At 51.7% G+C, this 22,343-nt stretch carries 19 protein-coding genes and 5 pseudogenes; 13 read left to right on the top strand and 11 right to left on the bottom strand.

The window, feature by feature from the left end; translation table 11 throughout:
• Nucleotides 1-80: 80 nt before the first annotated feature.
• The 6 genes from ACLBW8_RS00890 to ACLBW8_RS00865 all read left to right on the top strand — a co-directional run bounded on the left by ACLBW8_RS00890 (nucleotide 81) and on the right by ACLBW8_RS00865 (nucleotide 4,391).
• A complete protein-coding gene (locus ACLBW8_RS00890) occupies nucleotides 81-965 on the top strand; it encodes a LysR family transcriptional regulator (RefSeq protein WP_064453655.1) in 885 nt (294 codons plus the stop codon).
• A 54-nt stretch (nucleotides 966-1,019) separates the two neighbouring features.
• Nucleotides 1,020-1,598, top strand: a complete 579-nt coding sequence (locus tag ACLBW8_RS00885) for a DUF4337 domain-containing protein (protein ID WP_064453656.1) — start codon at nucleotides 1,020-1,022, stop codon at nucleotides 1,596-1,598.
• 205 nt (nucleotides 1,599-1,803) lie between these two features.
• Nucleotides 1,804-2,463, top strand: coding sequence for a M24 family metallopeptidase (locus tag ACLBW8_RS00880; RefSeq protein WP_221295423.1), 660 nt, complete (start codon nucleotides 1,804-1,806; stop codon nucleotides 2,461-2,463).
• Nucleotides 2,464-2,480: 17 nt separating this feature from the next.
• Nucleotides 2,481-2,834: a gamma-glutamylcyclotransferase family protein gene (locus tag ACLBW8_RS00875; protein ID WP_064453658.1), complete on the top strand. Its 354-nt coding sequence runs from the start codon at nucleotides 2,481-2,483 to the stop codon at nucleotides 2,832-2,834.
• Nucleotides 2,835-2,937: 103 nt separating this feature from the next.
• Nucleotides 2,938-3,273 (top strand): hypothetical protein, encoded by a 336-nt coding sequence (locus tag ACLBW8_RS00870; RefSeq protein ID WP_010563783.1) that lies wholly within the window; start codon nucleotides 2,938-2,940, stop codon nucleotides 3,271-3,273.
• A gap of 77 nt (nucleotides 3,274-3,350) precedes the next feature.
• On the top strand, nucleotides 3,351-4,391 hold the full coding sequence (locus tag ACLBW8_RS00865) for an EamA family transporter (RefSeq protein WP_447804333.1): 1,041 nt from the start codon (nucleotides 3,351-3,353) through the stop codon (nucleotides 4,389-4,391).
• Nucleotides 4,392-4,424: 33 nt separating this feature from the next.
• On the opposite strand, the gene ACLBW8_RS00860 is transcribed toward ACLBW8_RS00865, so the two are convergent.
• Both ACLBW8_RS00860 and ACLBW8_RS00855 read right to left on the bottom strand, forming a co-directional pair.
• Nucleotides 4,425-4,745, bottom strand: a complete 321-nt coding sequence (locus tag ACLBW8_RS00860; protein ID WP_447804332.1) for a hypothetical protein — start codon at nucleotides 4,743-4,745, stop codon at nucleotides 4,425-4,427.
• A 337-nt stretch (nucleotides 4,746-5,082) separates the two neighbouring features.
• A pseudogene (locus ACLBW8_RS00855) lies at nucleotides 5,083-5,594 on the bottom strand (IS5 family transposase); the annotation flags it as partial.
• Nucleotides 5,595-5,985: 391 nt separating this feature from the next.
• Between ACLBW8_RS00855 and ACLBW8_RS00850 the strand changes: the two are divergent.
• Together ACLBW8_RS00850 and ACLBW8_RS00845 are read left to right on the top strand one after the other, a co-directional pair.
• Nucleotides 5,986-6,261, top strand: a complete 276-nt coding sequence (locus tag ACLBW8_RS00850) for a hypothetical protein (RefSeq protein WP_447804331.1) — start codon at nucleotides 5,986-5,988, stop codon at nucleotides 6,259-6,261.
• A gap of 86 nt (nucleotides 6,262-6,347) precedes the next feature.
• Nucleotides 6,348-6,818, top strand: a complete 471-nt coding sequence (locus tag ACLBW8_RS00845) for a hypothetical protein (RefSeq protein WP_447804330.1) — start codon at nucleotides 6,348-6,350, stop codon at nucleotides 6,816-6,818.
• A 246-nt stretch (nucleotides 6,819-7,064) separates the two neighbouring features.
• Here ACLBW8_RS00845 and ACLBW8_RS00840 read toward each other — a convergent pair.
• The 7 genes and pseudogenes from ACLBW8_RS00840 to ACLBW8_RS00810 all read right to left on the bottom strand — a co-directional run.
• Nucleotides 7,065-7,805, bottom strand: a pseudogene (locus ACLBW8_RS00840) (IS5 family transposase); the annotation flags it as partial.
• A 1,016-nt stretch (nucleotides 7,806-8,821) separates the two neighbouring features.
• Nucleotides 8,822-9,244: a toxin-activating lysine-acyltransferase gene (locus ACLBW8_RS00835; protein WP_447804329.1), complete on the bottom strand. Its 423-nt coding sequence runs from the start codon at nucleotides 9,242-9,244 to the stop codon at nucleotides 8,822-8,824.
• Nucleotides 9,245-9,284: 40 nt separating this feature from the next.
• Entirely contained in the window at nucleotides 9,285-11,009 is a 1,725-nt protein-coding gene (locus ACLBW8_RS00830; protein ID WP_447804328.1) for a hypothetical protein, read from the bottom strand.
• A 9-nt stretch (nucleotides 11,010-11,018) separates the two neighbouring features.
• Nucleotides 11,019-12,128: an SbmA/BacA-like family transporter gene (locus tag ACLBW8_RS00825; protein ID WP_447804327.1), complete on the bottom strand. Its 1,110-nt coding sequence runs from the start codon at nucleotides 12,126-12,128 to the stop codon at nucleotides 11,019-11,021.
• Between the two features lie 67 nt (nucleotides 12,129-12,195).
• Nucleotides 12,196-13,614 carry a TolC family protein gene (locus ACLBW8_RS00820; protein ID WP_447804326.1) on the bottom strand — a complete coding sequence of 473 codons (1,419 nt, stop codon included), beginning with the start codon at nucleotides 13,612-13,614 and terminating at the stop codon, nucleotides 12,196-12,198.
• Between the two features lie 2 nt (nucleotides 13,615-13,616).
• Nucleotides 13,617-15,767, bottom strand: coding sequence for a peptidase domain-containing ABC transporter (locus ACLBW8_RS00815; protein WP_447804325.1), 2,151 nt, complete (start codon nucleotides 15,765-15,767; stop codon nucleotides 13,617-13,619).
• Nucleotides 15,768-15,777: 10 nt separating this feature from the next.
• Nucleotides 15,778-17,034 (bottom strand): HlyD family secretion protein, encoded by a 1,257-nt coding sequence (locus ACLBW8_RS00810; protein WP_447805001.1) that lies wholly within the window; start codon nucleotides 17,032-17,034, stop codon nucleotides 15,778-15,780.
• A 225-nt stretch (nucleotides 17,035-17,259) separates the two neighbouring features.
• Here ACLBW8_RS00810 and ACLBW8_RS00805 point away from each other — a divergent pair, with 225 nt between their 5' ends.
• From ACLBW8_RS00805 to ACLBW8_RS00790, 4 genes and pseudogenes are all read left to right on the top strand, one after another.
• Entirely contained in the window at nucleotides 17,260-17,508 is a 249-nt protein-coding gene (locus tag ACLBW8_RS00805) for a response regulator transcription factor (protein ID WP_447804324.1), read from the top strand.
• A 48-nt stretch (nucleotides 17,509-17,556) separates the two neighbouring features.
• Nucleotides 17,557-17,898 (top strand): annotated as a pseudogene (locus ACLBW8_RS00800) (transposase); the annotation flags it as partial.
• An 894-nt stretch (nucleotides 17,899-18,792) separates the two neighbouring features.
• A pseudogene (locus ACLBW8_RS00795) lies at nucleotides 18,793-19,017 on the top strand (short-chain dehydrogenase); the annotation flags it as partial.
• A 125-nt stretch (nucleotides 19,018-19,142) separates the two neighbouring features.
• Nucleotides 19,143-19,347 (top strand): annotated as a pseudogene (locus ACLBW8_RS00790) (EamA/RhaT family transporter); the annotation flags it as partial.
• Nucleotides 19,348-19,381: 34 nt separating this feature from the next.
• Here ACLBW8_RS00790 and ACLBW8_RS00785 read toward each other — a convergent pair.
• Nucleotides 19,382-20,941 carry a diguanylate cyclase gene (locus ACLBW8_RS00785; RefSeq protein ID WP_447804323.1) on the bottom strand — a complete coding sequence of 520 codons (1,560 nt, stop codon included), beginning with the start codon at nucleotides 20,939-20,941 and terminating at the stop codon, nucleotides 19,382-19,384.
• Nucleotides 20,942-21,497: 556 nt separating this feature from the next.
• On the opposite strand from ACLBW8_RS00785, the gene ACLBW8_RS00780 reads away from it, so the two are divergent.
• Entirely contained in the window at nucleotides 21,498-21,881 is a 384-nt protein-coding gene (locus ACLBW8_RS00780; RefSeq protein ID WP_208604443.1) for an EAL domain-containing protein, read from the top strand.
• A gap of 9 nt (nucleotides 21,882-21,890) precedes the next feature.
• Here ACLBW8_RS00780 and ACLBW8_RS00775 read toward each other — a convergent pair whose 3' ends face one another.
• Nucleotides 21,891-22,331, bottom strand: coding sequence for a response regulator (locus ACLBW8_RS00775; RefSeq protein WP_420492086.1), 441 nt, complete (start codon nucleotides 22,329-22,331; stop codon nucleotides 21,891-21,893).
• Between the last annotated feature and the right edge of the window lie 12 nt (nucleotides 22,332-22,343).

Here is a 22,343-nt window from a genome sequence, read left to right as displayed (position 1 = left end):
GTTGGTTGGTGAGGCCATTGTGTGGCGGGCTCGGCTATCGATAAATTGCCGAAGAGCATCGAGCCGCTATACATTTATGCATGCCTGCGAATATTGGTTGGGAGCTTTACCGGTCGTTCCTCGGCGTACTGAAGGAAGGATCGTTGTCGGGGGCCGCGCGGCTGCTTGGCATCACACAGCCGACGGTCGGCCGGCACATCGCTGCACTGGAATTGGCGCTGGGTGTGGTGCTGTTTACTCGCTCGCCCACCGGGCTGTTGCCGACGGCGGTGGCCCACACCTTGCGCGCCCACGCCGAAACCATGGAGCGCACGGCCGCCGCCCTGGAGCGCGCCGCGTCAGCCCAAGGCGATGAAGTGCGTGGCGTGGTGCGGATCTCCGCCAGTGAAGTGGTCGGCGTGGAAGTGTTGCCGCCGATCATCACGCAGTTGCGCCGCCAGCACCCGCACCTGCGGGTTGAACTGATCCTGAGCAACCGCCTGATCGACCTGCTGCAACTGGAGGCCGACATCGCTGTGCGTATGGTCCGACCGAGCCAGGAGCAATTGCTGGCAAGGCGCGTCGGCCTGATCGAAGTCGGCCTGCACGCCCGCGACGATTATCTGCAACAGCACGGCATCCCTCTTCAGATGCAAGACCTGGTCGGCCACTCGGTGATTGGCTTCGATCAGGAAAGCGCGTTTATCCGCAGCCTGGCCATCAAAGGCTTTGAACGCAGCACCTTCGCCATCAGCAGCGACAGCGACCTGGCACAACTGGCGCTGATTCGCGCCGGTGCCGGTATCGGCGGCTGCCAGGTGCAACTGGCCAAGCAAGACCCGCGCCTGCACCGGGTCCTGCCCGACGCGTTTGCGTTCAAGATGGACACGTGGGTCACCATGCACGAAGACCTGCGCAACAGCCCGCGCTGCCGGGTGACATTTGATGCGCTGGTGCAGGGTTTACAGCGTTACGTACAGGATTGAGACAGCTGAACTGGTAAAGAATCAGACTCCCTCATTCCGTTCGTAGACGCCCCCATGTCCGAAGCCTTCGAAGTCCCCAGCCCCCACGAAAAACACGTCGAACACACCACCGAACACGCCCATGGCCGTGGAGACAATTTCGCCAGCCGCATCGCTGTGATGACCGCCCTGATGGCCACCCTCGGCGCCATGCTCAGCTACCAGGCCGGCTCGACCGAAAGCGAAGCGGCAATGGACAAAAACAACGCCGCCATCATCAAGACCGAAGCCGCCAACCAGTGGAACTACTACCAGGCCAAATCCAGCCGACAAAACCTGGCGGAACTGGCCACCCATATTCCCGGTGTGGATGCTGCGCATTACAAGGATGAGATCGAACGCTACAAGGGCCAGAAGGAAGAAGTGCGCAAGCAGGCCGAGAAGCTTGAGGCGACTTCGCGGGACTGGGATCAGAAGTCCGAAGAGGCGCTGCACCAGCATCACCGATGGGCTCAGGCGATGACGGCGATTCAGATCGCGATTTCGCTGGCGGCGATCACGTTGCTGACGCGTAAGGAGTGGTTGAAGCGGATGTCATACACCGCTGGCGGCGTGGCCGTGATATTGGGCAGCCTGGCGTGGCTGCATCTCTGACTGACCGAACGCGGTCAAAAAGTGGGCGCTGGCTTGCCTGCGATGGTGGAGGGTCAGGCCGCATCACTGTTTGCTGAACCCGCGCTATCGCAAGCAAGCCAGCCCCACAGGTGCTCTTCGGGGTTTTCAGAGTTGGGCTCTGAATCGTATCGCTATATAGTAAAACGCATAGCGACCAGTACAGCTTGAACGCGAGGGAAAACCGGTGACTGCACAACCCAAAGAAGCCGTGGGCGCCGCCTACAGTATCGACTCCATGCGGTATGCCCAGGCCATGACCTGGCAAGCCATCGACCACCTTGCCCAACGTATTCGCCCCGGCATGCTCGAATCCGAAGCGCGCGAGCTGGGCAAGCAGGTGCTCACCGAGCTCGACATGCAACGCATCTGGCACCCGCTGCTGGTGCGTTTCGGTGCCAACACCCTCAAGACGTTCAAGCAACGCTCCGACGGCGACCCGGTACTGGGTGAACACGATATCTTCTTCATCGACATGGGCGCTGTGTGGCAAGGCCACGAAGGCGACGCCGGTGCGACCTTCACCACCGGCAACGACCCGCAGATGATCGCCTGCGCCAGCGCCGCCAAAGAGCTGTTCGACCGCGTACAATCACGCTGGAAAAACCACCAGGCCGTGGGCCTTGAGCTTTATCGCTACGCCGAGGAGCAGGCCCAGGCCATGGGCTGGCAACTGAACCTCGACATCAAAGGGCACCGCGTCAGCGACTTTCCCCACGCGATCCACCGTGGCGGCGACCTGGGGGATTTCGAGCACTACCCGAATGCCGGACTGTGGATCCTGGAAATCCAGATCGCCCACCCGAGCAAGCCGTACGGCGCCTTCTACGAAGATTTACTCGCCTGACCCACCAAGGAATCAAAATGGAACACTCCACCCAATTTCCTGTGCTGCTGTTTTCCTACGGCACCTTGCAAGACAAGGCCGTGCAACTCGCCAACTTCGGCCGGGAATTAGTCGGCCAGCAGGACGCGATGCTGGGCTATTCACAAAGCTGGGTAGAAATCACCGACCCCGAAGTGCTGGCCACCAGCGGCAAGACCCACCACCCGATTGTCGCACCGACCACAGAAAAGGCTGCCAGCGTTGAAGGCATGGTCTTTCAGATCAACGAACAGGAACTGGCGGCGGCGGATGCGTATGAAGTGTCCGACTATAAGCGGGTCTCGGTCGCGCTGGCTTCCGGGCTGACAGCTTGGGTGTACGTACAAGCGTGAAGATCAAAATGTGGGCTGATTGATTTCAATCCGCCCTGGCCGCGTTTAAAGTGTCGCCCCCCTCGTGAATTGAATCGCGAGGGTTAGTCCATGGAGTTACACAGTGAAGTACGTCAGTAAAGTGGTTGCAGCAGCAGTTCTCGGTTTCGCACTGGCAGGCTGCACCGGCACCGCCATCAAATCCCCGCAGTACGACAGCAGCCAGTACACCGTTCTGGGCCACAGTGAAGCAAGCGCCACCGGCATCATGTTGTTCGGGGTTATCCCTATCGGCCAGAACAGCCGTTTTGTGCGCGCTCAGGATGCAGCCATCAAAGCCAAAGGCGGCGACGCGCTGATCAACACCCAAGTGCAGGAAAACTGGTTCTGGGCATGGGTATTGAGCGGTTACACCACCAAGATCTCGGGTGATGTGATCAAGCTGAAAACCGCGCAATAAGTGTGAACGTGTCAAAATCGCCAGGGCATTAACCCCTGGGCGCGACGTATCATGGGCCTGACCTTCGAGGATGGCCCATGAACCTCAGTATCCTGTACGCACTTGCCGCTGCCGCCCTCTTCGGCGCCAGCACGCCGCTCGCCAAAAGCCTCGGCCTGGGCCTCTCGCCCGTGCTGCTCGCAGGCCTGCTCTACCTCGGCAGCGGAATCGGCCTGGCCGGCGTGCGCCTTATCCGTGATCGCGGCTGGAAACCCAGCGGGCTGACCCGTTCCGAATGGCCGTGGCTGATCGGCGCCATCGCGTTCGGCGGCATCCTCGGGCCGGTCGCGTTGATGTTCGGCCTGACTCGCACAGCAGGCGCGACCGCTTCCCTGATGCTCAACCTTGAGTCGGTGCTGACCGCCGTTATCGCCTGGCTGGTATTCAGAGAAAACGCCGACCGGCGCATCGTCCTGGGCATGCTCGCAATCGTGCTGGGCGGCGTGGTGTTGTCAGGGGCCGGCGGTGGCGGCACGAGCCACGATTGGACCGGGCCGTTTGCCGTGGCGGTGGCCTGTTTGTGCTGGGGGATTGATAACAACCTGACGCGCAAGGTGTCTGCGTCGGACGCGGTGTTTATTGCGGGCGCCAAGGGATTAATTGCCGGGGTGGTGAATTGCAGTTTGGCGCTGTATCTCGGGGCGCAGATTCCGGGTGTTGCGCAGCTGGCGCCTATCTTGTTGGTTGGCTTTCTGGGGTATGGCATCAGCCTGGTCATGTTCGTGCTGGCATTGCGCGGTCTGGGCAGTGCGCGTACCGGCGCCTACTTTTCGACCGCGCCGTTCCTCGGTGCCGCGGTTGCGTTGCTGGTGATGGGCGAGTCGGTGACCATGGCGTTCTGGATTGCGTCGGCGCTGATGGCCGTGGGTGTGTGGCTGCACCTGACGGAGCGGCATGCGCATGAGCATCTGCACGAGGCGACGGAGCATGGGCATCGGCACGTGCATGACGAGCATCATCAGCATGAGCATGGGTTTGAATGGGACCCGGCTGAGCCGCATAGTCATGTGCATGTTCATAGCCCGATGAGGCATAGCCATGCGCATTTTCCGGATGTGCATCATCGGCACAGGCATTAAGGGCGACAGAGCGTCGCCTGTATTCAGGGAGGATTAGTTTTCTATAAAAAACCAACTGATAGCCATACCTGTGATGGATATGATGGCAACGAGTGGCGGCATGACCATCCAAAACTTGAGATGTCGGGGGATTTTTTCAACGGCCTCAACCCTTACCAAATTCCGCCACTGAAGCACTTTGGGGATAAGAATGATGACAGCCATAGCGACTACACGTACCTGCCGACCTTCAAATGGAGCATTACGGAAAATGTGCCTGTGCCCGTTTACATAGTCGCTGTGTTGCACATAACGCTCTGCTGCGTCGAGTTTTTTGAACATTACATAAAATGTTAGCGGGATGCTGAGCAGCATCAGGACACATGAGCACAACATCATGAGTTCTAGGGACATCTAATAATCGCTCATACTCTTGTAGAGAAACCTACCCGCAATGTCCCCACCCCTCGCTTCCGAGCGTGCCCAAGGCAAATCCACCCGCAGCACCGCCGACGATTGCACATGCCAAAGCTCCAGCACCAGCTGTAGGTATGCCAAAAACAATCGCACAGGCGCCTATACCGACACCTGCTCCAATGCTCCCGCCCACAGATGCACCGGTGACTCCGACTACTAACTTACCCACTTCAACATACGTGGCTTGCGTACATCGGCAGCGTTTGCGGGGGCTCCTGCGCAAGCTTGGGATTTACGCTTCATCGAGCAACGGCTGGGCGTAATCAATATCGCTGGCCTGTCCGCCCGATAAAAGAAACTTCAGCGGAACGCCGTTGGCATCGCAGAGTATGTGGATCTTGGTGGTCAGGCCACCCCGCCTGCGCCCGAGCGCGTGGTCTTGTGGCTCTTCAGGCCCCCTTTTTTTCCGGCACCAGAAAAGGTCCGGGTTGCTCGTACTGCGGTGGAGTAATTCATCCAGGCCTCCAGATCGATTAACCTTTGTTCGCTGAGCTTGATGTGAAGCCGCTTGAGCATCTGGTCAAACGATCCGCGATTGCGCCATTCACGAAAACGCTTATATACCGCCGACCAAGGGCCGAAACGCTCGGGCATGTCGCGTCAGACGGCACCCGAACAGATCACCCAAAGCACACCGTTGAGCATCAAGCGATCATCTGTTCTCGGGCGTCCGCTACGGCGCGGTTCGTCGAAGATATCCGCAACCAAATCACAGGCTGCGTCTGGGAGTTCGTAACGTTTGGTCATCGTGGGCTCCTGCCTTTGATGATCGCGGACTTTACTTAATCTCAACGGCTATGGAATTCAAATTGGTTTCGGCGGATTTCGTACAGAACCTAGTTACGTCGTAACCAGGTAGATTGCTATTGAAGGCCTACTTAACCCTCGACAGCGCCTAAAATATTCTTAGCATTGCAATACTACACGTGTAGGGGGTTGCCAGAAGCGCTTTTTCACTATACCGTTATTTTTATCGGTAGTTTATAAAGCATAAGTTAATTTTGAAGGCGTTAATGAAGCCAGCAAACTAATAACCTATAAATCTTCGCTATCGTGCAGGAAATTCTTTACAGAGAAAAAACTTAAGAAAATCCCTTAATCATAAATGACTCTTTATACATAAAAAGGAAATTTATCTATGAGAAAATTATCACTTATCGAGATAGCACAGGTATCAGGTGCGGATACAGGTACGACTATGGCATCAAACGCCGGCGCCACACTCGGAGCTACTGCGGGTGCAATTATAGGGGGGCGAGTTGGAATGAGTACAGGAGGCGCGGCGGTTGGAAGTGCGATAGGAGCTGTTGCAGGAGAAGCGATCTATCAGGAATTAAGAAATGCTGGGCGGCAGGCAGATCTAAGTGGATTCCGCGGGACTTCTTTTTTTCCGCAGACTCCCACCTCAAAATAAAAAAACCTCTGCGCGTGTTGCATAGCTCGCTGAACACGCCAGCAGGCCAACATTTGATAGTAACTTTTTACTGCGCGATAAAAGCCATGACCAATAAATCAATAAATAAACTTCCCATAATAGTTCAAATATTGAGCGACCCGCTAAAATTATGCGCTCTGCTTGAAAAAGCCTTTTTCACATTTCTGATGATATCTGTAGTTTTTTTTGTTATGAGAAAGGCAGAAATTACTACCTCGCCTTTAATTGGCGGAATTATAGCTGGTACTGCCGGGGCGCTAATAGTTTTAGCAAAAAAAATGTATTATGACCAAGCCCTATCTAAGCTAACATTAGCTTCTGACATAGACCAATTAGAAATTGAGAGCTACTTGCAGTTAATTAACTATAAAAAAACAGAGGATGGAACACACATTCCAAACAAAAAATTGTTCAGCGCATTCTTTCGCTGCAAATCCGAATCAATATCAATAACAAGAAGAGATAACAGCATCATATTAACAGGCCCTTATGACAAGATTAAAATTGCCTTCGATACAATAGGGCGCCAAAAGTAAAAATCATAAATTTTACGCATTGGCGTCATGATTAGTTAGTCAGTTTTTCGAAAAATATCGATAAACAGAACTGACTTATACCTAGCTGAACAGTTATGCATGGCGCAAACTGCACCCTCATTCGTTTTAACCACATCTGACCAAGTAACACTACAAAGCCATTCGCACATGGGCTCTCTGGAACAGCTCCCCCGGGCAGCATGCCATAGCTCTGCTGTTACTCGCGTGTGGACCAGGTTCAGTACGAAAGTATTGCCTTACACACGGCATGGCACAAGCCAATGAGATCATTCCCTCAAAACTTTTCGCGAGCTTGTAGAAACGCGTAACGATGCCGCAGCTCTCCTTCAGCCATCCGAACATGCGCTCAATGACGTTGTGCTGCCGATCACAGTACTGACGCAGAGCTTCAGCGTCGTAACCCATGCAGGCCAGCAGCCATCGGCAGCGCTTGCGCGGGCGACCCCGCAGGCTGGGAATGCAAGCCTCATCGAGTAGCGGTTTGGCATAGGCAATATCGCTGGCTTGTCCGCCTGACAACAGAAAACGAAGAGGCACTCGTCGCACAGCATATGGATCTTTGTCGTCAGGCCACCCCGGCTGCGCCCGAGTGCATAATCTTGCAGTTCTTCAGGTCTCCTTTTTCCCTGTACCTGATGAGGCTCGGGTTGCTCGTACGACAGTGGAATCGAGCATCTATGTTTAAAGATCAATCAACCCCTGCTCGTTTAACCGGATATGAAGCCGTTTTAGCATCTGATCAAACGCTTCGCTATTACGCCAGTCACGAAATAATTGATAGACCGTTGACCGAGGACGGAATCGCTCGAGCATATCTCGCCAAGCTGCACCAGAGCAGAGTACCCAGATGATGCCGTTAAGCATCAGGCGATCATCGGCTCGAGGGCGCCCGGTACGGCGGGTTTCAGTAAAGATATCTGCAACCAAATCCCATGCGATACCGGGGATTTCGCAACACTTTGCCATACGGGCCTCCAGCCTGTTCATGGCAGCTATTTTACTCGTTCAAACTTTTCGTACAGACCCTAGGCGGGCGTTGGCGGGAGAGGCTCTTGGAAATAGCCTGGGAAGTACGGCAGGAGAGAAACTTTATAATGGCTCGATTTGTTTCTAGTGGTTTTAGAGGGACCTCCTTTTTTTCACAAACACCAACATGAAAACTAGTTATGGCACAAAAATAACCATGCTTTCTGAAATTGCGGCACTTCGCCTCTAGAATAACCGTTTAGGCATTGCCAAGTGCCTTAAATACAAAACAACAAAGAGTTTATAATTGCGAATAAAAAATAGCCCTATGCAGTTTTTTTGGGCAAGAGCAGGAGCTAGACTTATTAACTCGATTTTTTTGCTCTAGTTACCTTGCCGACTTTTATAAAGATTTATGGTCTTGAGTATTTCAGCTATGATAAATTGTACTTTGGGCCTGCGGATATAATAATCAGCGTCGTTGTGCCGGCGGTCTTGACAGTGATTTTATGTCGTCGCTTTCAGGCCACACCAGGAAAATTTGCCCTAAAACTTTAAGTAGTGGATGCTGAAAGCTGGGAAACTGCAAGCATAAAACAGTGCGCTGGTCGGTATTTAAGCTATTTTATTTCGGCGTTACCTATGGGGCTTGGTTTTATATGAGCAGCATTTGCCACCCCCATAAACAAGGATGGCATGACAAGCTCGCTCGAAGGGTAGTATTACGCTGGTCTGGAGCATAGATAGACGGTTGCAAAAATAGAGTGCAATACCTGACTTTTTCGATACGGCGTTCCCCCTATGTCTTATTCCGGCAATCCACCTCATTTTAATGCTAATCAGAAGTAGAGGTCAGGCCACGAGGGTCCGCTTCAGCTTGGTATGATTAACATGCGGCCACGCAAACAATACCTCATCGAAATAATGAGCCAAGTGATACAAGAGGTCGTAGGCATGCGGCATGATCCACAACCTCAATTTAATAAACATGTTGCACTCAGATCCAATCGACCACTCTAAGCTTCACGCCCTTCATATACAAAAACTTTTTTGATTGAATAATCAGGATTTCTACGCACCCAAGATACTCTCCTAATGCTTTGCAAAAAAAGCTTATTTCTAAGCTTGCATATTGCATGACGTACCCCTCCAAACGGAAAGCAGCAATCTAGAATCCACGTCTTATTCCCCTCATCCCACTCAGACTCATGAAGTAAAAAATCAGGATTATTTAAAAACCGCTTCTCTACGTCTGGAGCAAAGTTGGCCCATATTATATACCCTATCGGCTTATCGAATATGTCAAAAAAAAACATTATTTGATCATGATGTATAGCTGGCTCAATCCATACCCTAAGGTCGATCAGGCGGAACATGTAATAACTATGACTTTGCATTGCAATCCAAAGAGCAAAGCCTAAAGAATTGGCCTTTTGCATGTGGCTAGCTGTCCGGCAAACCGTGAATAACTCATATCTTTTATTCATATAGAAACTCCATAACGTCCTTATAGAAAAATACGGCTTTTTTTAGAGATAAAAAATTTTCCTCAAGCTCGGAAAGTGTCCCAGAGACTGGAGAGCTCATGCCTTTTTCGTATACAACAAAATTATCCTTAATGGCATTATAGTAAATCTCTGAAGAGACATCTTTCCAGAATAAGGTACTAAGATTAGAGCTGTGCTGATAAGCCATGTATACCGAGCAATTAACATCTTCATATAGCTCGCCGTATAATAAACGGGCTTCATTGCCTTTGTCAGACTGGCGAATATTGTTGATTTTATCTTTAAGATCTATGATCGACGCGTTACACCTATTCAACCTGAGAATATTAATTACCATAAGTTTAACTAGGCTTTTGCGGGTTACACCCAACGGTGCAGCCGCGTTTAAAGCAATGTTTACGAGATAATTATATGCACGGCTAATACTATCTTTTTTCTGCACTTCGTCTGAAGCCAAGCCAGAGATATCCTTATTCAGATATACATTGCCCATGAGTAATTTTTTGTAAAGATTACAAACTCCATATTCGTAACCGCTCCAACCATCACATAAGACTTCAGATAATGAGAAGTCATCATACGCCAATATTTTATTGAACTCTTTAGAAGCCTCCACAAACAAAGCATCACTTGAAATCTCTTCTAAAACATCAAGAGGAAATCCTGCCTGAGCCAGTTCGTATTTAGGTAAGCTTTTGTCGTATCGAGTTCTAAAAGCTTCTTTTGCAGACTCAAATATTGAAAAGGAAACATTTTCTGGTATTATATTGTACTTAGATAAATAAAAACACATCTCCTGAATACTGGAAATTGCAGGCTCGTACTCTAACGTGAAGTACTTAATGTCGAAGCCATCCCACAAGACTTTTTCTGAAAACACTGTTGATCCTGCCAAATCCATCCATCCACCCGTCAGGGTTATATTAGATGCACTGATACTTTGATGATAAATACGTTTAGCTTTAGCGGCAGAAAATTGCTCAGCATAGCGCCTCGCCAGCTCAACAATACCCGCGCAAAGTTTCTCTTCCAAAGTGTCAGCCTTAATGTTGTCCGCTGGCTTGGGCAAAAAATAAACTAATTTATGCATTGCCTCTTTCACACGCCGTGCATCCTCACTTAACAAGCCTTTTTTTTCTTCCTTGAAGTAAAGAGCTCGGATAAAATGTGCAGGCCTTACAGCAGGCAATCGAACCAATAGCCCTCTGCGAAGTTTTTGATCTGGCTCTTCGAAGTCTAGTTCCAAATCTATCACAGCGACAGATCTTACTGCACCATATGGGAGCGCAACGTTGATGATCTCAGCCCAAATATATTCGTAAATAGCAACATCTAATGATAGAAAACCGTTCGCGTGTGAGTTTCCATAGGTGTCACGAGGTCTGTCTCCTACTAATTGATTAGGCCCCAATCCTTTTAATTGAAATGCCCCATCGAAGCCACAGCGTCCACCTCCGCCATTTGTAGAAATGCCATCTCCACCATATCGCTCTGCAAAAAAAAGCTTCTTATCCAAAAAATCATCTGACTGATGTGCAGTATCAATGGTCACATAGTTATATCTAGAAATTATTTCCAAATCACTCAAGCCACAATCAAGGTTTTTATTATTATATACAACCTTGCCTTTTTTGGCTTTTACGGCTTCAAATATCAAAAAAACTTCTGGCAAATTGCGTAATGTTAAAATTGTCATTACTCTTCCTCAGCTATAGATTTTTGATAGATTGATAGCTCCTTGGTGGATCTGTATCTGCGCCAGGGCTTCATTAAAAGAAATCAATCGATCAGTTGTCGCTTTCCATTCCGCTATATTGTGGTACGCATTAATAAACCAACTTAGGTTTTCGCATAGATTTCCAAATGCTGAGTTTATCTGCATGACATCACCAAACTTAATGGAGCCAGAAAAGAATCGCGGGACTGCCAGTAAGCTACTAAATAGCAGGGAAAGCTGGCTGTAACTTTCCGTGAATAAAGAAAGACGCACTTTTACCCGAATTGTATGGCGCATGTTGGTTAAGCTAATGTCGAGTTTTTCACTGATATGATTTTTTTCAAAGCTTCGCGTCGATGCGATGTGCTCTATCTTGTTTCGATCACGAAAACGCACCAAAAAATAACGAAGGTCTGCTTCTGATTTTTGCTGCTTATTGTTCAAATAGACCAGCTTAAATCCAATTTTTTGACTTACATACATTCCTAGCAGCGCATATATAATCGACGCCCAAAACATATAGGCAGGAACAGTTACACCCCATAACGCTGCGCTCCCCGAAATCGTGATTAAAACCATGCTAAATGAAACCACGCTCGCCAGTGTGTAGATCAGTCCGCAGGCAAGATAGACTGTAGAAAACGTGAACTTATTAATGTCTTCAGCAATGCGCTGGTCTGGATTATCGACGCGATGTTCAATTTGATCCGGCTGTGGGGATTGGATCATCCATGCCGAAAGATAATGATTAGTCAGCCACCGGCGCCACCTGAGCGCAAATATATCTACCAAGTAAGTGGTGAGCACTGACCGCGCTACTGAGAAACATACAACCCCGAGGAAAACCAATGTCAATGTATAGAATCTGTGAGCGTTTAGTTCTTGAATGGCATTATAGAAATGCTTGTACCACTCATTAAGCGCCAGCGCCGTCGCAACCCCCAGTAGTGAGAGGGTTGTCAGGGCGATTAAAGCGCACCATGCAAATAGTTTTTCCTCTGACCTCCAATACAACGAAAGCAATAGAAAAGTATTGCGCGAAAAACCACTTTTATTAAAACTCGCTGCATCCGTATTATCTGTATCAGCACCCATCATGGCTTCTCGGTTTTTTAAATATTTATATTTTTAATTTCAACTTTTGGTTTACTACTATCACAGGAGACTATAACGCCCAGAATCCCAGGCGCCCTAGACTAGCCGCTAATTTCAAGCGTGCCATTTGCCAGCTGTTTAGGGCATTGATGTGCTGCTGCTCTGCGGTTGCATATGCAGTCAATGCATTAAGTAATTCGATCATGCTGCCAACACCGGCTCGGTAGCGGCCTTGCACTACTTCCAGTGCCTGGTTGGATTGCTCCACCCACTCGGCCGTTCTTTCCAAGGATCCCGTTTCAGTGATCAACGTTTGATAGTTACCCCAAAGGTCTATCGAGATACGCTGTTCAACATCGATCACCTCTGCCTCCCTCGCTTCCAGTCGCGCTTGAGCGCTTCGTAGTTGGTAAGTGCGCTCGAATCCTTCAAATAAAGGGATGTTCAGTTGCAGCCCAATGCTGTTGTCACGTGTTCGGCTATCGCCGTTGAGCGCCATTGATTGGTTAAGCTGCACATCGGAGGCGTTGGCAACAAATGACAAGGTAGGACGGCCTTCCGCCTTACTCTCGTCGATAGCTGCTTTTGCCGCATTCAGCCGAGCCTTGGCAGCAACGAGCGAGGGATGATCCTGCTTAGCTTGCTCAAGCAGCTCGTCAATACCTTTGACAAATCGCGTATCCGGGCGACGAGTCAGGCTTCCTGCTAACTCCAGCGGTGTTTGCGGCGCCAATCCCATGCGCAGGGCAATAATCCCCTTGGCACTGACTAACGCCCCATTGCTGCGGACTTCATTGAGTGCCGCTTGGGAATACGCAGCTTGGGCTTGGAGTCGGTCCGAAAGTGCAGCAGCACCTGCGTCATGCTTGGCACTGGCAGCCTTAAGGTTTTCGGCTGCCAGGGCCGCCACCTGAGCGGCAGCAATCTGACTGTTTTGTGCTGCCAACGTGTCGTAATACAACTGCGCAGCCAGTATGAATGTTTGCTGCAATTGCTCATCTTGATTGGCGTTCGCCGCAACCAACAATTGGCGAGCATTACGCAACGCTGCGTCGCGCCGACCAAAATCAAACAACACCCAGGTCAAGGCCAATCGGTGATCCAATTGGCTTTTATTGCCGCGGTTGGAGTATTCCTCACGCTGATCATAATTCGTGTCGTTGCGACCCGTTGTGATACCCGAACTTGCGTTGAGTCTGGGAAGATACGCCGACTGCTGCACCCCGACATTCGCGGCCTGAGCCTTAGCATTTGCCCAGTTCAGCCTCGCCTGGGGATCGTGACAGAGCACGCGCTCTATCATGTCCTCCAATGTTAAACGCGTAGGCACCGGGCTGCTCTCACACGCACCGGGAACACTGTCGATGGGTTGAGTAGCAGTTTGCGCAACTGCACGCTTAGTCGCGAACACATCCAGACCTGCCGCCAGACCCAACTGAGAGAAAGCACAAAGACAAGCCACTACTGTGACGGAGCGTGAAACCCTCATCACTAAGTGACCGTGCCAATGGCATGAATACAATGGGTCTCAGCAAAAGGAGCCGGTGCAATCCGGCCATGCTCCAGCACCACCACTCGATCTGCCGATGCAATCGTCTCAGCGCGATGAGCGATAAGAATCCGCGTCACCTTCAGCGCTCGTACAGCCTCATTGACTTGTTGCTCGCACGCCATATCCAGATGGCTGGTGGCCTCATCAAGGATCAGTACGTCGGGTTTCTTGTAGAGAGCCCTGGCTAACAGCACACGCTGTTTCTGACCGCCCGACAAAACTGTCCCCATATCGCCCACCAAGGTGTTGTAACCCATCGGCATAGCCAGGATGTCGGTATGTATGGACGCCATGCGCGCGCACTCCATAGCCCAGTCCAGATCTGGGTCTGACTCAAAGAACACGATATTGTCTGAGAGTGAACCGGCGAACAGGCAGTCGTCCTGCATGACAGTCCCGATCTTGCCCCGGAACGTTTCGGTTCCCAGTTGTTGTAAATCACTTCCAGCCATGAATATCCGGCCTTCGGTGGGCTGGAAGATACCCAGCAGCAAGCTGACGAGTGTGCTCTTCCCGCTGCCCGAGGCCCCGGTGACAGCCACTGACTCGCCTTGTGCGATATACAGATCAACACCATTGAGCACGAACGGCTCTTGGTCGGAATATCGGTACTTCACGCCTTTGAGTTCAATATCCAGCGGGCATGCCGGCCACGTCGCACTCGGCAATATGCCGCGGCTCTCTTCCGGTGGGTGCATGACAATGTCGGCCAACCGCTCGCCTTGCAGACGCAACATGTAGAGCTCAAAGAGATGATCGATCAAGTTCGCGACGCGGCTGACGAACTGATTTTTGTATGCCATGAAAGCGATCAATACGCCGACAGTGAACTGGTTGTTCATCACCATCGATGCCCCCAGCCCGATGGCAACCAGGTTTTCCACCCCAAATATCAAACCGTTCAACTGCGTGTAGATCAGCTGCAACTTCTGCGCTCTCAACCCTGCATTGATCTGCTCTACCAGCAAACCAAGCCAGGCAAGACGCCTTTCGTTCTGACGCTGGAACAGCTTGATCGGCCGCATACCACGCACCGTTTCCAGAAAGTGACTTTCCTGGCGAGCGGCGTGAACAATCTGTTCTTCACTGGCCCGACGCAACGGGTAATACCACGCCCAGCGAACCAAGGCGTACAGGAGCATCGCCGTTGCAGCGATGGCTGCCAGCAACGGGCTGTAGATAAACATAAGAATGAAAGTAGCGATGGTCATCAGACCATCCAGAACGGCAGAAAAGAATGCAGCCGTCAGGGTACCCTGTATGACATCGACAGCACCGAAACGTGAAACGACATCCCCTAGATGCCGCTTTTCAAAATAGTGGATAGGCAGGCGCAACAGATGACTGAAGACATTGGCGCGCCATTGCACACTCAATAGCGTACTCAAATGCATCATGACCCAGGCCCGAATGGCACTCACCATTTGCTGCATCAGCAGCAACAAGCCAAAGCCAATGATCAACGTTGTCAGCAGGTCACGATCCTGGGTGACCAGCACGTTGTCGAGCGTCCATTGCAGCAGGAAAGGACTGACCAGTGAGAACACTTCCAGTGCCAGTGCCAAGGCAAGCACCTGCCCAAGGGAGCGATACAGACCACTCACTTTTCCCAACATGCTCATCAGTTTGACCTGAGGCTTGGGCTCCTGCTTTTCAAAGCCTCCTTCCGGCCAGACTTCGAGCGCTACGCCGGTAAAAGATTTGCTGGCCTCAGCCAAACTCAGATGCCGCATCCCACTTGCTGGGTCATGCACAATAATTCGTTGATTCTCCACCGCCTTGAGCACAACGAAGTGATTGAAGTTCCAATGCAAAACGCAAGGCAACTTGAGTTTGCCCAGATCTTCAAGTTCCAGCCTGACAGCTCGAGTACCAAGATTCAGTTGGTCGGCAGTCTGGATCAGTTGCTTGAGTGTGCTGCCCTTGAGCGACACACTGAACTGGCGGCGCAGGTCCATCAGTGTTGCATGATGACCATGGAACCCCATGATCATCGCCAGGCAGGCAAGGCCACACTCCGTCGCTTCGGTTTGCAGGATCAAGGGCAGGCGGCGACCAATTCGCAGGGAGATGGCATCGAGGTAGTTCATGCGGTATCTCCTAGAGCTTGCCGGTCAGGCTGTAGAGCGGCTCGAGCACCCACTCATAAAGACGACGGGTCTCCTGCAGGATGTCGGCCTCAACCAGCATCCCAGTTTGCAGCGGTCGTGACTTGCCATACGCCAATACGGATTGCGCTTCGATATCAACGCGAATGCGGTAGATTTGCTCACCCTCCAGGCCGAGTTCCGGGACGCTGCCGGTCATCGTTGCCAACTCCGTGGCCGACAATGTCGCCTTGGAAATAGAGGTGACGCTGCCTCTGTGCTGACCGAACTTTTGGTACGGATACGCCTGATAACGCACCCTCACCGGATCGCCGGCATGAATGAAACCGATGGCTTTGCTCGGCGCGTACAACTCAGCTTGCAGGTGAGAATTGGCGGGCACGATGCTCATCAAGACGCGCGAGCTATCAACCGTCTGGCCCGGCTCAACGAGAATCGCGGTGGCCACGCCGTCCTGGGGAGCCGTAATGGTCAAGGCACGCTTGGCTTCACTTTCGATGAATTCTTGCTGGATGCCCGACAGTGAGCGCTGAATGCCTGCGAGTTGGTTTTCATGCAGCGAAGAAAGACCTGCAAACTCATGCTGAGTCTCCACCAACTGCTGGTTGAGCACCGTCGTTTCGCGAGCCAGCCCCTGGAGAGTCTGATGCTGGCCCAGGAGTTCGGACTGACGCTGTTGAAGCTGATCCATTGAGATGTAGCCCTTATCCATCAATCCCTGATATCGATCAGCAGCATTGGTCGCCAGCTTTACAAGCTTCTCTTGACTGGCTGTCTGTTGCGCCAGCGTGCGCAACTGTCGTCGTAAACTTTCCAGCTTGCTTTGCAGGCTTTGTCGTTCTTCAGTTTGAAGCTGCTTTTTTTTCGCTAACTCGTCGTTCAAGGAGCGCTGTCGAATGGCAAGCTGATCGCTTACATCTGCTTGAACTGGCCGCGAATCACCGGCATAACGCTCACTGGAAATTCGGAACAGTGGCGCTCCTCGCTGGACCGGCTGGCCCTCATCGACGAAGCGCTCCAGGACCAAGCCGTACTGAGGTGCGTGTATTTTCAGTTGCCCGGAGAAAGGCACCAACTGACCTGGGACGGTCATGCGCTTTGTGTAACTGCCCCAAAGAAAAAAACTCACCACCATGGCTGCACAGAGCCCGGCAATCAGCGTCAGCACGGCGAACGAAACGGGCCTGACAAGCACAATTCCCCCTAGCCAATTCACTTGCCTGGAGGTCAGTGCTTCAAGCCGGAACAACGGTGTTTCCGATGACACAATTCATCCTTTAATCAGTCTTTTTCCAGGGTTCAACCCGGATCAATACGCTTACTCTCAGCCTGACAATCGGCGCTACAGAACAGTGATTAGGTTCACGCCTGATAAGAAATCAGTTTTCCAGGGTAAATTTCCGGCCGCCTCATTCGTTAGCCATACAGTTATTGAAGTCTTTAGTACCCCCAAAGAGCGAGCGCAGGGAGCCGCGTGTTGAACATTACCAATCGAGAGTCCGCTGTACTGAGCTTTTTAGTGCTAGGTTTAACCAACAAGGAAATTGGGCGAGAACTAGGAATCAGCGACCACACCGTCAGGGACCACATTTCATCAATGCTCAAAAAGACCAACACAACGAACCGTGTTGAATTAGCTGTTAAAATCAGCACCATGAAGAGAACAAGATTAGCGTGCCCACACCTAATTGCATCTTTACTATCCCAGGCTCCAAACATTTAGTCATCCCCTACAACCGTAGGGCGGACTGAATATCAACCCTGGTTAAATAACGCGGTGTATGCGGACGCTGGGTCCACCGGTGTCGAGAAGCGTGAAGAGCACGAAAAACGTGAACTGATCTGGCAAATCGCTGCCCGGCGCAGCGCCTATTCCAAGTTGAATACGCGCGGCCTTATCTACAAGGCCAAGCGTAAAATCGAGTACCTATAAACCCAGACGTGCGCCAAGGTCGAGCATGCGTTCCGGATGATCAAGCGCCAGTTTGGATATGTGAAAGTACGCTTTCGCGGGCTGACGAAAAATACGGCTCAGTTGACCACGCTCTGCGCCTTGTCGAACCTTTGGATGGCTCGAAGACAGCTGATGGGTATGGGTGAGTTGCGCGCTTAACATATAGAACGGGGCGAAAAGCGCCGCGACGCACGCTGCATCAGGACATTTTAAGTAAATAGCGCTGAGTGCCGAGTAAATTACGACTTGCCGCCGCTGCGCAGTAAGTTGATCAGAGCATGCTTAGAGGTTTTGATGAATATAGGCTTATCCACGGTGATTCCGAGCTTGCACTGGCATAGTGATATCAGTGATTCTATCTGTTAGTTAAAGTGGCACGACTCTGCCGTGGTATTGGAGCCAGGGAAAAATGACAAGTTTTTTGTTCACAAGGATGAGAGGGTACCCGTATGTCAGAGAATCAAAAAATTGAAATTCCACCAGGTGCAACGTTCCGGCGTCCTGCAGGACCATACAATTTGAAGACCAAGCTCCCGCGCTATGACGTGGATGTAATGGCTATGGATTCCCATGCTCGCCGACAGGTTATTGTCGACTCGGAAATTATGGGGCGTGTCGATAGCTACACTTGGATCTGGAAGATAACTAACAAATCAACTTGGCCAGTGTTCATCTCCCTAAAGAAAGATGGAGTTCCTGAATGATCTTTAGGAATGAGTCACTTGAATTTTTCTGGTCGTGATAGCTCATTTTTTCGAAATCGAATGTCGAGGGAAATCTATGAACGGAGCGATAGAGATCTTTATTCAAGTAGATGGTGAGCAAAACTCTGGGTGGGTCCAGAAGGATGGGCATTGTACACACCGTACATGAGGATAGAGTAGAGCAGGGAGACATTAATTAATTCGAGCAAGGTCCTACGGGTTATTCAGAAGCTGCGCGCCCCCGCTTTTCAAAAATCAACCTTATAGTTGCTCAATCGCTGTGTGAGCGGCCGGGTTTTAGCGACTCGATGACAAGACGGAATGTATAACGACGTAATTTCAGGCGACCGCCGTTTTTGTCGATACCACCGTGCCGCTGGAAATATTCCTCGACGCTGCGACCTATCGTCTTCGTGCCGTTACCCAAGTTATTGAGAACCTCGCACTACGTAGCGAGATAAGTAGCGATGCAGTTGTGCTCAGCGATTTCGCGCTGCTCTGCTCAATTCCGCTGCGCGACGGGTGCGACTTGCTGGACGTCATAGGCCGGCGGATGGATACGCCGTGCTCGTGATACAAGAACGGCACGCTTTCAAATTCAAGAAATAACAAAACCTCTGGTTTCTCACGAAATCAGAGGTTTTATTTTTCTCGTAGTTGGCGGTGAGGGAAAGCAAATATGTCCGCCCCCTTTTCTGCGCATTTCTCGGTCTGGGCAGTGCGCGCACCGAAGCCTACTTCTCGACCGCGCCGTTTCTCGGTGCCGCAGTTGCCTTGCTGGTGATGGGCGAGTCGGTGACTGTCTGTGGCTTTCTGGATTGCGTCGGCGCTGTTGGCCGTGAGTGTGTGGCTGCACCTGACGGAGTGGCATGCGCACAACGCGGCGGAACACGGGCACAGGCATTGAGGGCGGGCGCTCATGCTGACAGCCTAGCCCGTCAAGGCTGCTCAGCCACCACGCAATTGCGCCCGTTTTGCTTGGCCTGGTACAACAGCTGGTCAGCCCTCTCAAGCACAACCGCTATCGAATCGGCGCCGGGGTGCCATAGCGCGACGCCCAGCGAAACCGTCACGTGCCCGACGGTGTCGATGGCCGCCGCGTCGATTGAGGCACGCAGTCGCTCGGCGACATCGATTGCAGCCTGAAGCGAACTATTGGGCAATAACAACACGAATTCCTCTCCACCGACCCTGCAGGGCAAGTCATTGGATCGCGAGTTCTGTTGCATGAGCTGCGCGATAGCCCTCAGTGTTTCATCGCCTGCAGCGTGGCCGAAGGTGTCGTTCACACGTTTGAAGTGATCGATGTCCATGGAAACGACGGCGAACGGTTTTTCGGCCTCCTGCCAGCGCGCCAGGATGTCCTGCATCGCTCGACGATTGGCCAGGCCTGTCAGCGCATCGGTTTGCGCTTGGTGATTGAGCTTGCCGATTTTCTCTTGCAGCAGGGTGGCACCGAGCAACAATGCTCTGCGAATCTGCCAGCTTTCGAAATAACGCGCCGGGACCGCCCTGATACGTTCGTAGCTGTCGGGTGTGTCCAGTCGTTTGGCGCACTCGGCAAGCCTGGACAGCGGCGCCGAGATCCTTGCCCCCAACCACCAGATCAAGATGATTCCGAACAGAGCCAGTGGCGCTATACCCTGCATGACCTTGGCCATGGTGTGCCGCAAAACCGCGTGGATATTTTCCAGTGGCTGTTGCGAAATCACCCCCCAACCGCTGCTGGGCACCCTGGCGAAGCCCGCGAGCATTTCCACGTCATTGGCATCCGTCGCCTGCAAAGTACCGGCGTCCTGACTGAGCGCAGCATCAGCGATCAAGCCCTTACCCGTGACGCTGCCGATCTGCTCGGGGTCGGTGTGATAGAGCACCCGACGGGCGCTGTCGATGAGATAGACATGCGCCCCATCCTTGCGCACATTGGTATCCATCAGCGCCTGCAGTGTATTTCTCTGCTCAAGCCGGACACTGCCGCCTATCAGGCCCAGGTATTCGCCTTTCGCGTCAAATACGGGCTGGGTAATGAACACCACCAGATTGCCGGAGAGGGACCTGAACGCATTGCTGATTCTTGGCACACGAAGGCTGAGCGGCTCCTTGTGTTGCAGCGTGCGCCCATCGAGATGAAGGCTTTCCGGGGCTGAGGCAATGATTGATCCGCCCGCGTCGGCGATCAGCACGGAGTTGAAGCTGGCGTCCTGGCCAAACAGTCGATCGGCCTCCTCTGCCAAATAGCGCTTATCGTCAAACGCCTTACCAATGACCACGGAGCCATACTTTAACTTGTCCAGGTCAGAGTTAAGCACCTGCTCCACACTCAGCGCGATCCGAGAAGCGTAGGCCTTGTTCACCTCCAGGGCATTCTCAATTAACTCCTGCTTCTGAATCTTGAACGTCACCCAGAAACTATTGACCAGGGTTGCGAAGGCAGAGAGCAGTACAAAGATAAGAATCAGCGTGCGAAGGTTGAGCTTAGGCTTCGGTCGAGTGGTCATTATTAAAAAATCCGGGTGTGCGGGAGAATGACAAACGATTTCACCCTTGGTATCGCATCCTGGCCGAAAGCAGCCGCTGCCGCATGCTTGGACGCCCGCCAGGCAATTCTGAACCCACTGAGCCGTTGTGTCTGAGAGTAGACGCTATAAAACACCGTCCGTCCCATATTGGACCTATATGGCCTTTTTTCAGACGTAAAAAACCACAAACCCCTGACTTTCGCTAGGAAAATCAGGGGTTTGTGTTTACTAAATGTGGCGGTGAAGGAGTCCGCCAAATCATAATCCACCAGAAACTCAATAAATCCTACAAGCCTTTATAATACGGCACTTATAAGCCTATCATCGTCTCAAGACGTCCACCAACATTCGTCACCTTCCTAGCCTTTGTGGGGGAACAATGAGCAGGGCCAACTCATAGGCATGGCATTCAACCTGTCCGTCCCTTGGGCATTGATGAGCGAAACACTTGTCGAGCGCTTGGAGACTCGGTTGCGCCAGCACCCTCTGCCACTTTCATCACTAACCATCGAAATCACCGAGGACGGTCCTAGCGGTGCTTGCGCTAGCAGCGTTGAAAACGCTTAATCGCCTGCGCCTATTGGGCATACGCCTATCGATTAATGACTTCGGCACGGGCTGTTCGTCACTTTTACGACTATGCCAGGTACCGTTTAGTGAAATAAAACTGGCGCAAGAGTTCACCCAATTTATCGACGGCCCCGGCCACTACCGTGCAGTCATTCGCAACACACTGGTTCTGGCCGGCAATTTGGGCATGCAACTGGTGGTGGAAGGTATCGAAACCGCGGCTCAGCAGGATCATTTGTATGAGATGGGGGTGCAGATTGGTCAGGGCTTTTTGTGTGCTAAACCGATGGCGATCGATGTATTTGAAAGGTGGATACAAGAACCGATGACAGAAGCCTGTTTCCAATAACGGTTTTCATTAGGCACCGACTTCTCCGTTTCGCTCCTGCGCAACAGGACAGGTCTCGACCTTTGCCATCAGGTGGGTGAGGGTTTCGAGGTCCGGCAATGGCAAAGCACTGATCAGCACCTTGTGTTGACGGCATACCAGAAGCGAGGGTACGCCCCGTTGCTGATCATCGTAAATCAATGCATAACGAATATGCGGGTTGTCCATGCAGAAAGAAAACAGATCAAATTTCACCCCCTTCACCAATGAGGCGTTGATAATCAACAGGTCCAGAGGCTCGCGGTCGTACTCCACCGCACTAAATACCTGCACCAGTTGATGCAAGGGTGCAATACGGTAATAACCCAAATGGTTCAGGTCCCGTTCAATCCTCAACCGGTAAAAGTGTTGTTCATCTGCGATCAGAATTCGTAGCGCTTTATTCGGCCTTATTCGCATCCTCGCGATCACTCTCAAGTTTTC

The organism is Pseudomonas sp. M5A4_2d (assembly GCF_053345295.1).
This window is presented reverse-complemented; position numbering and strand designations above follow the sequence as displayed.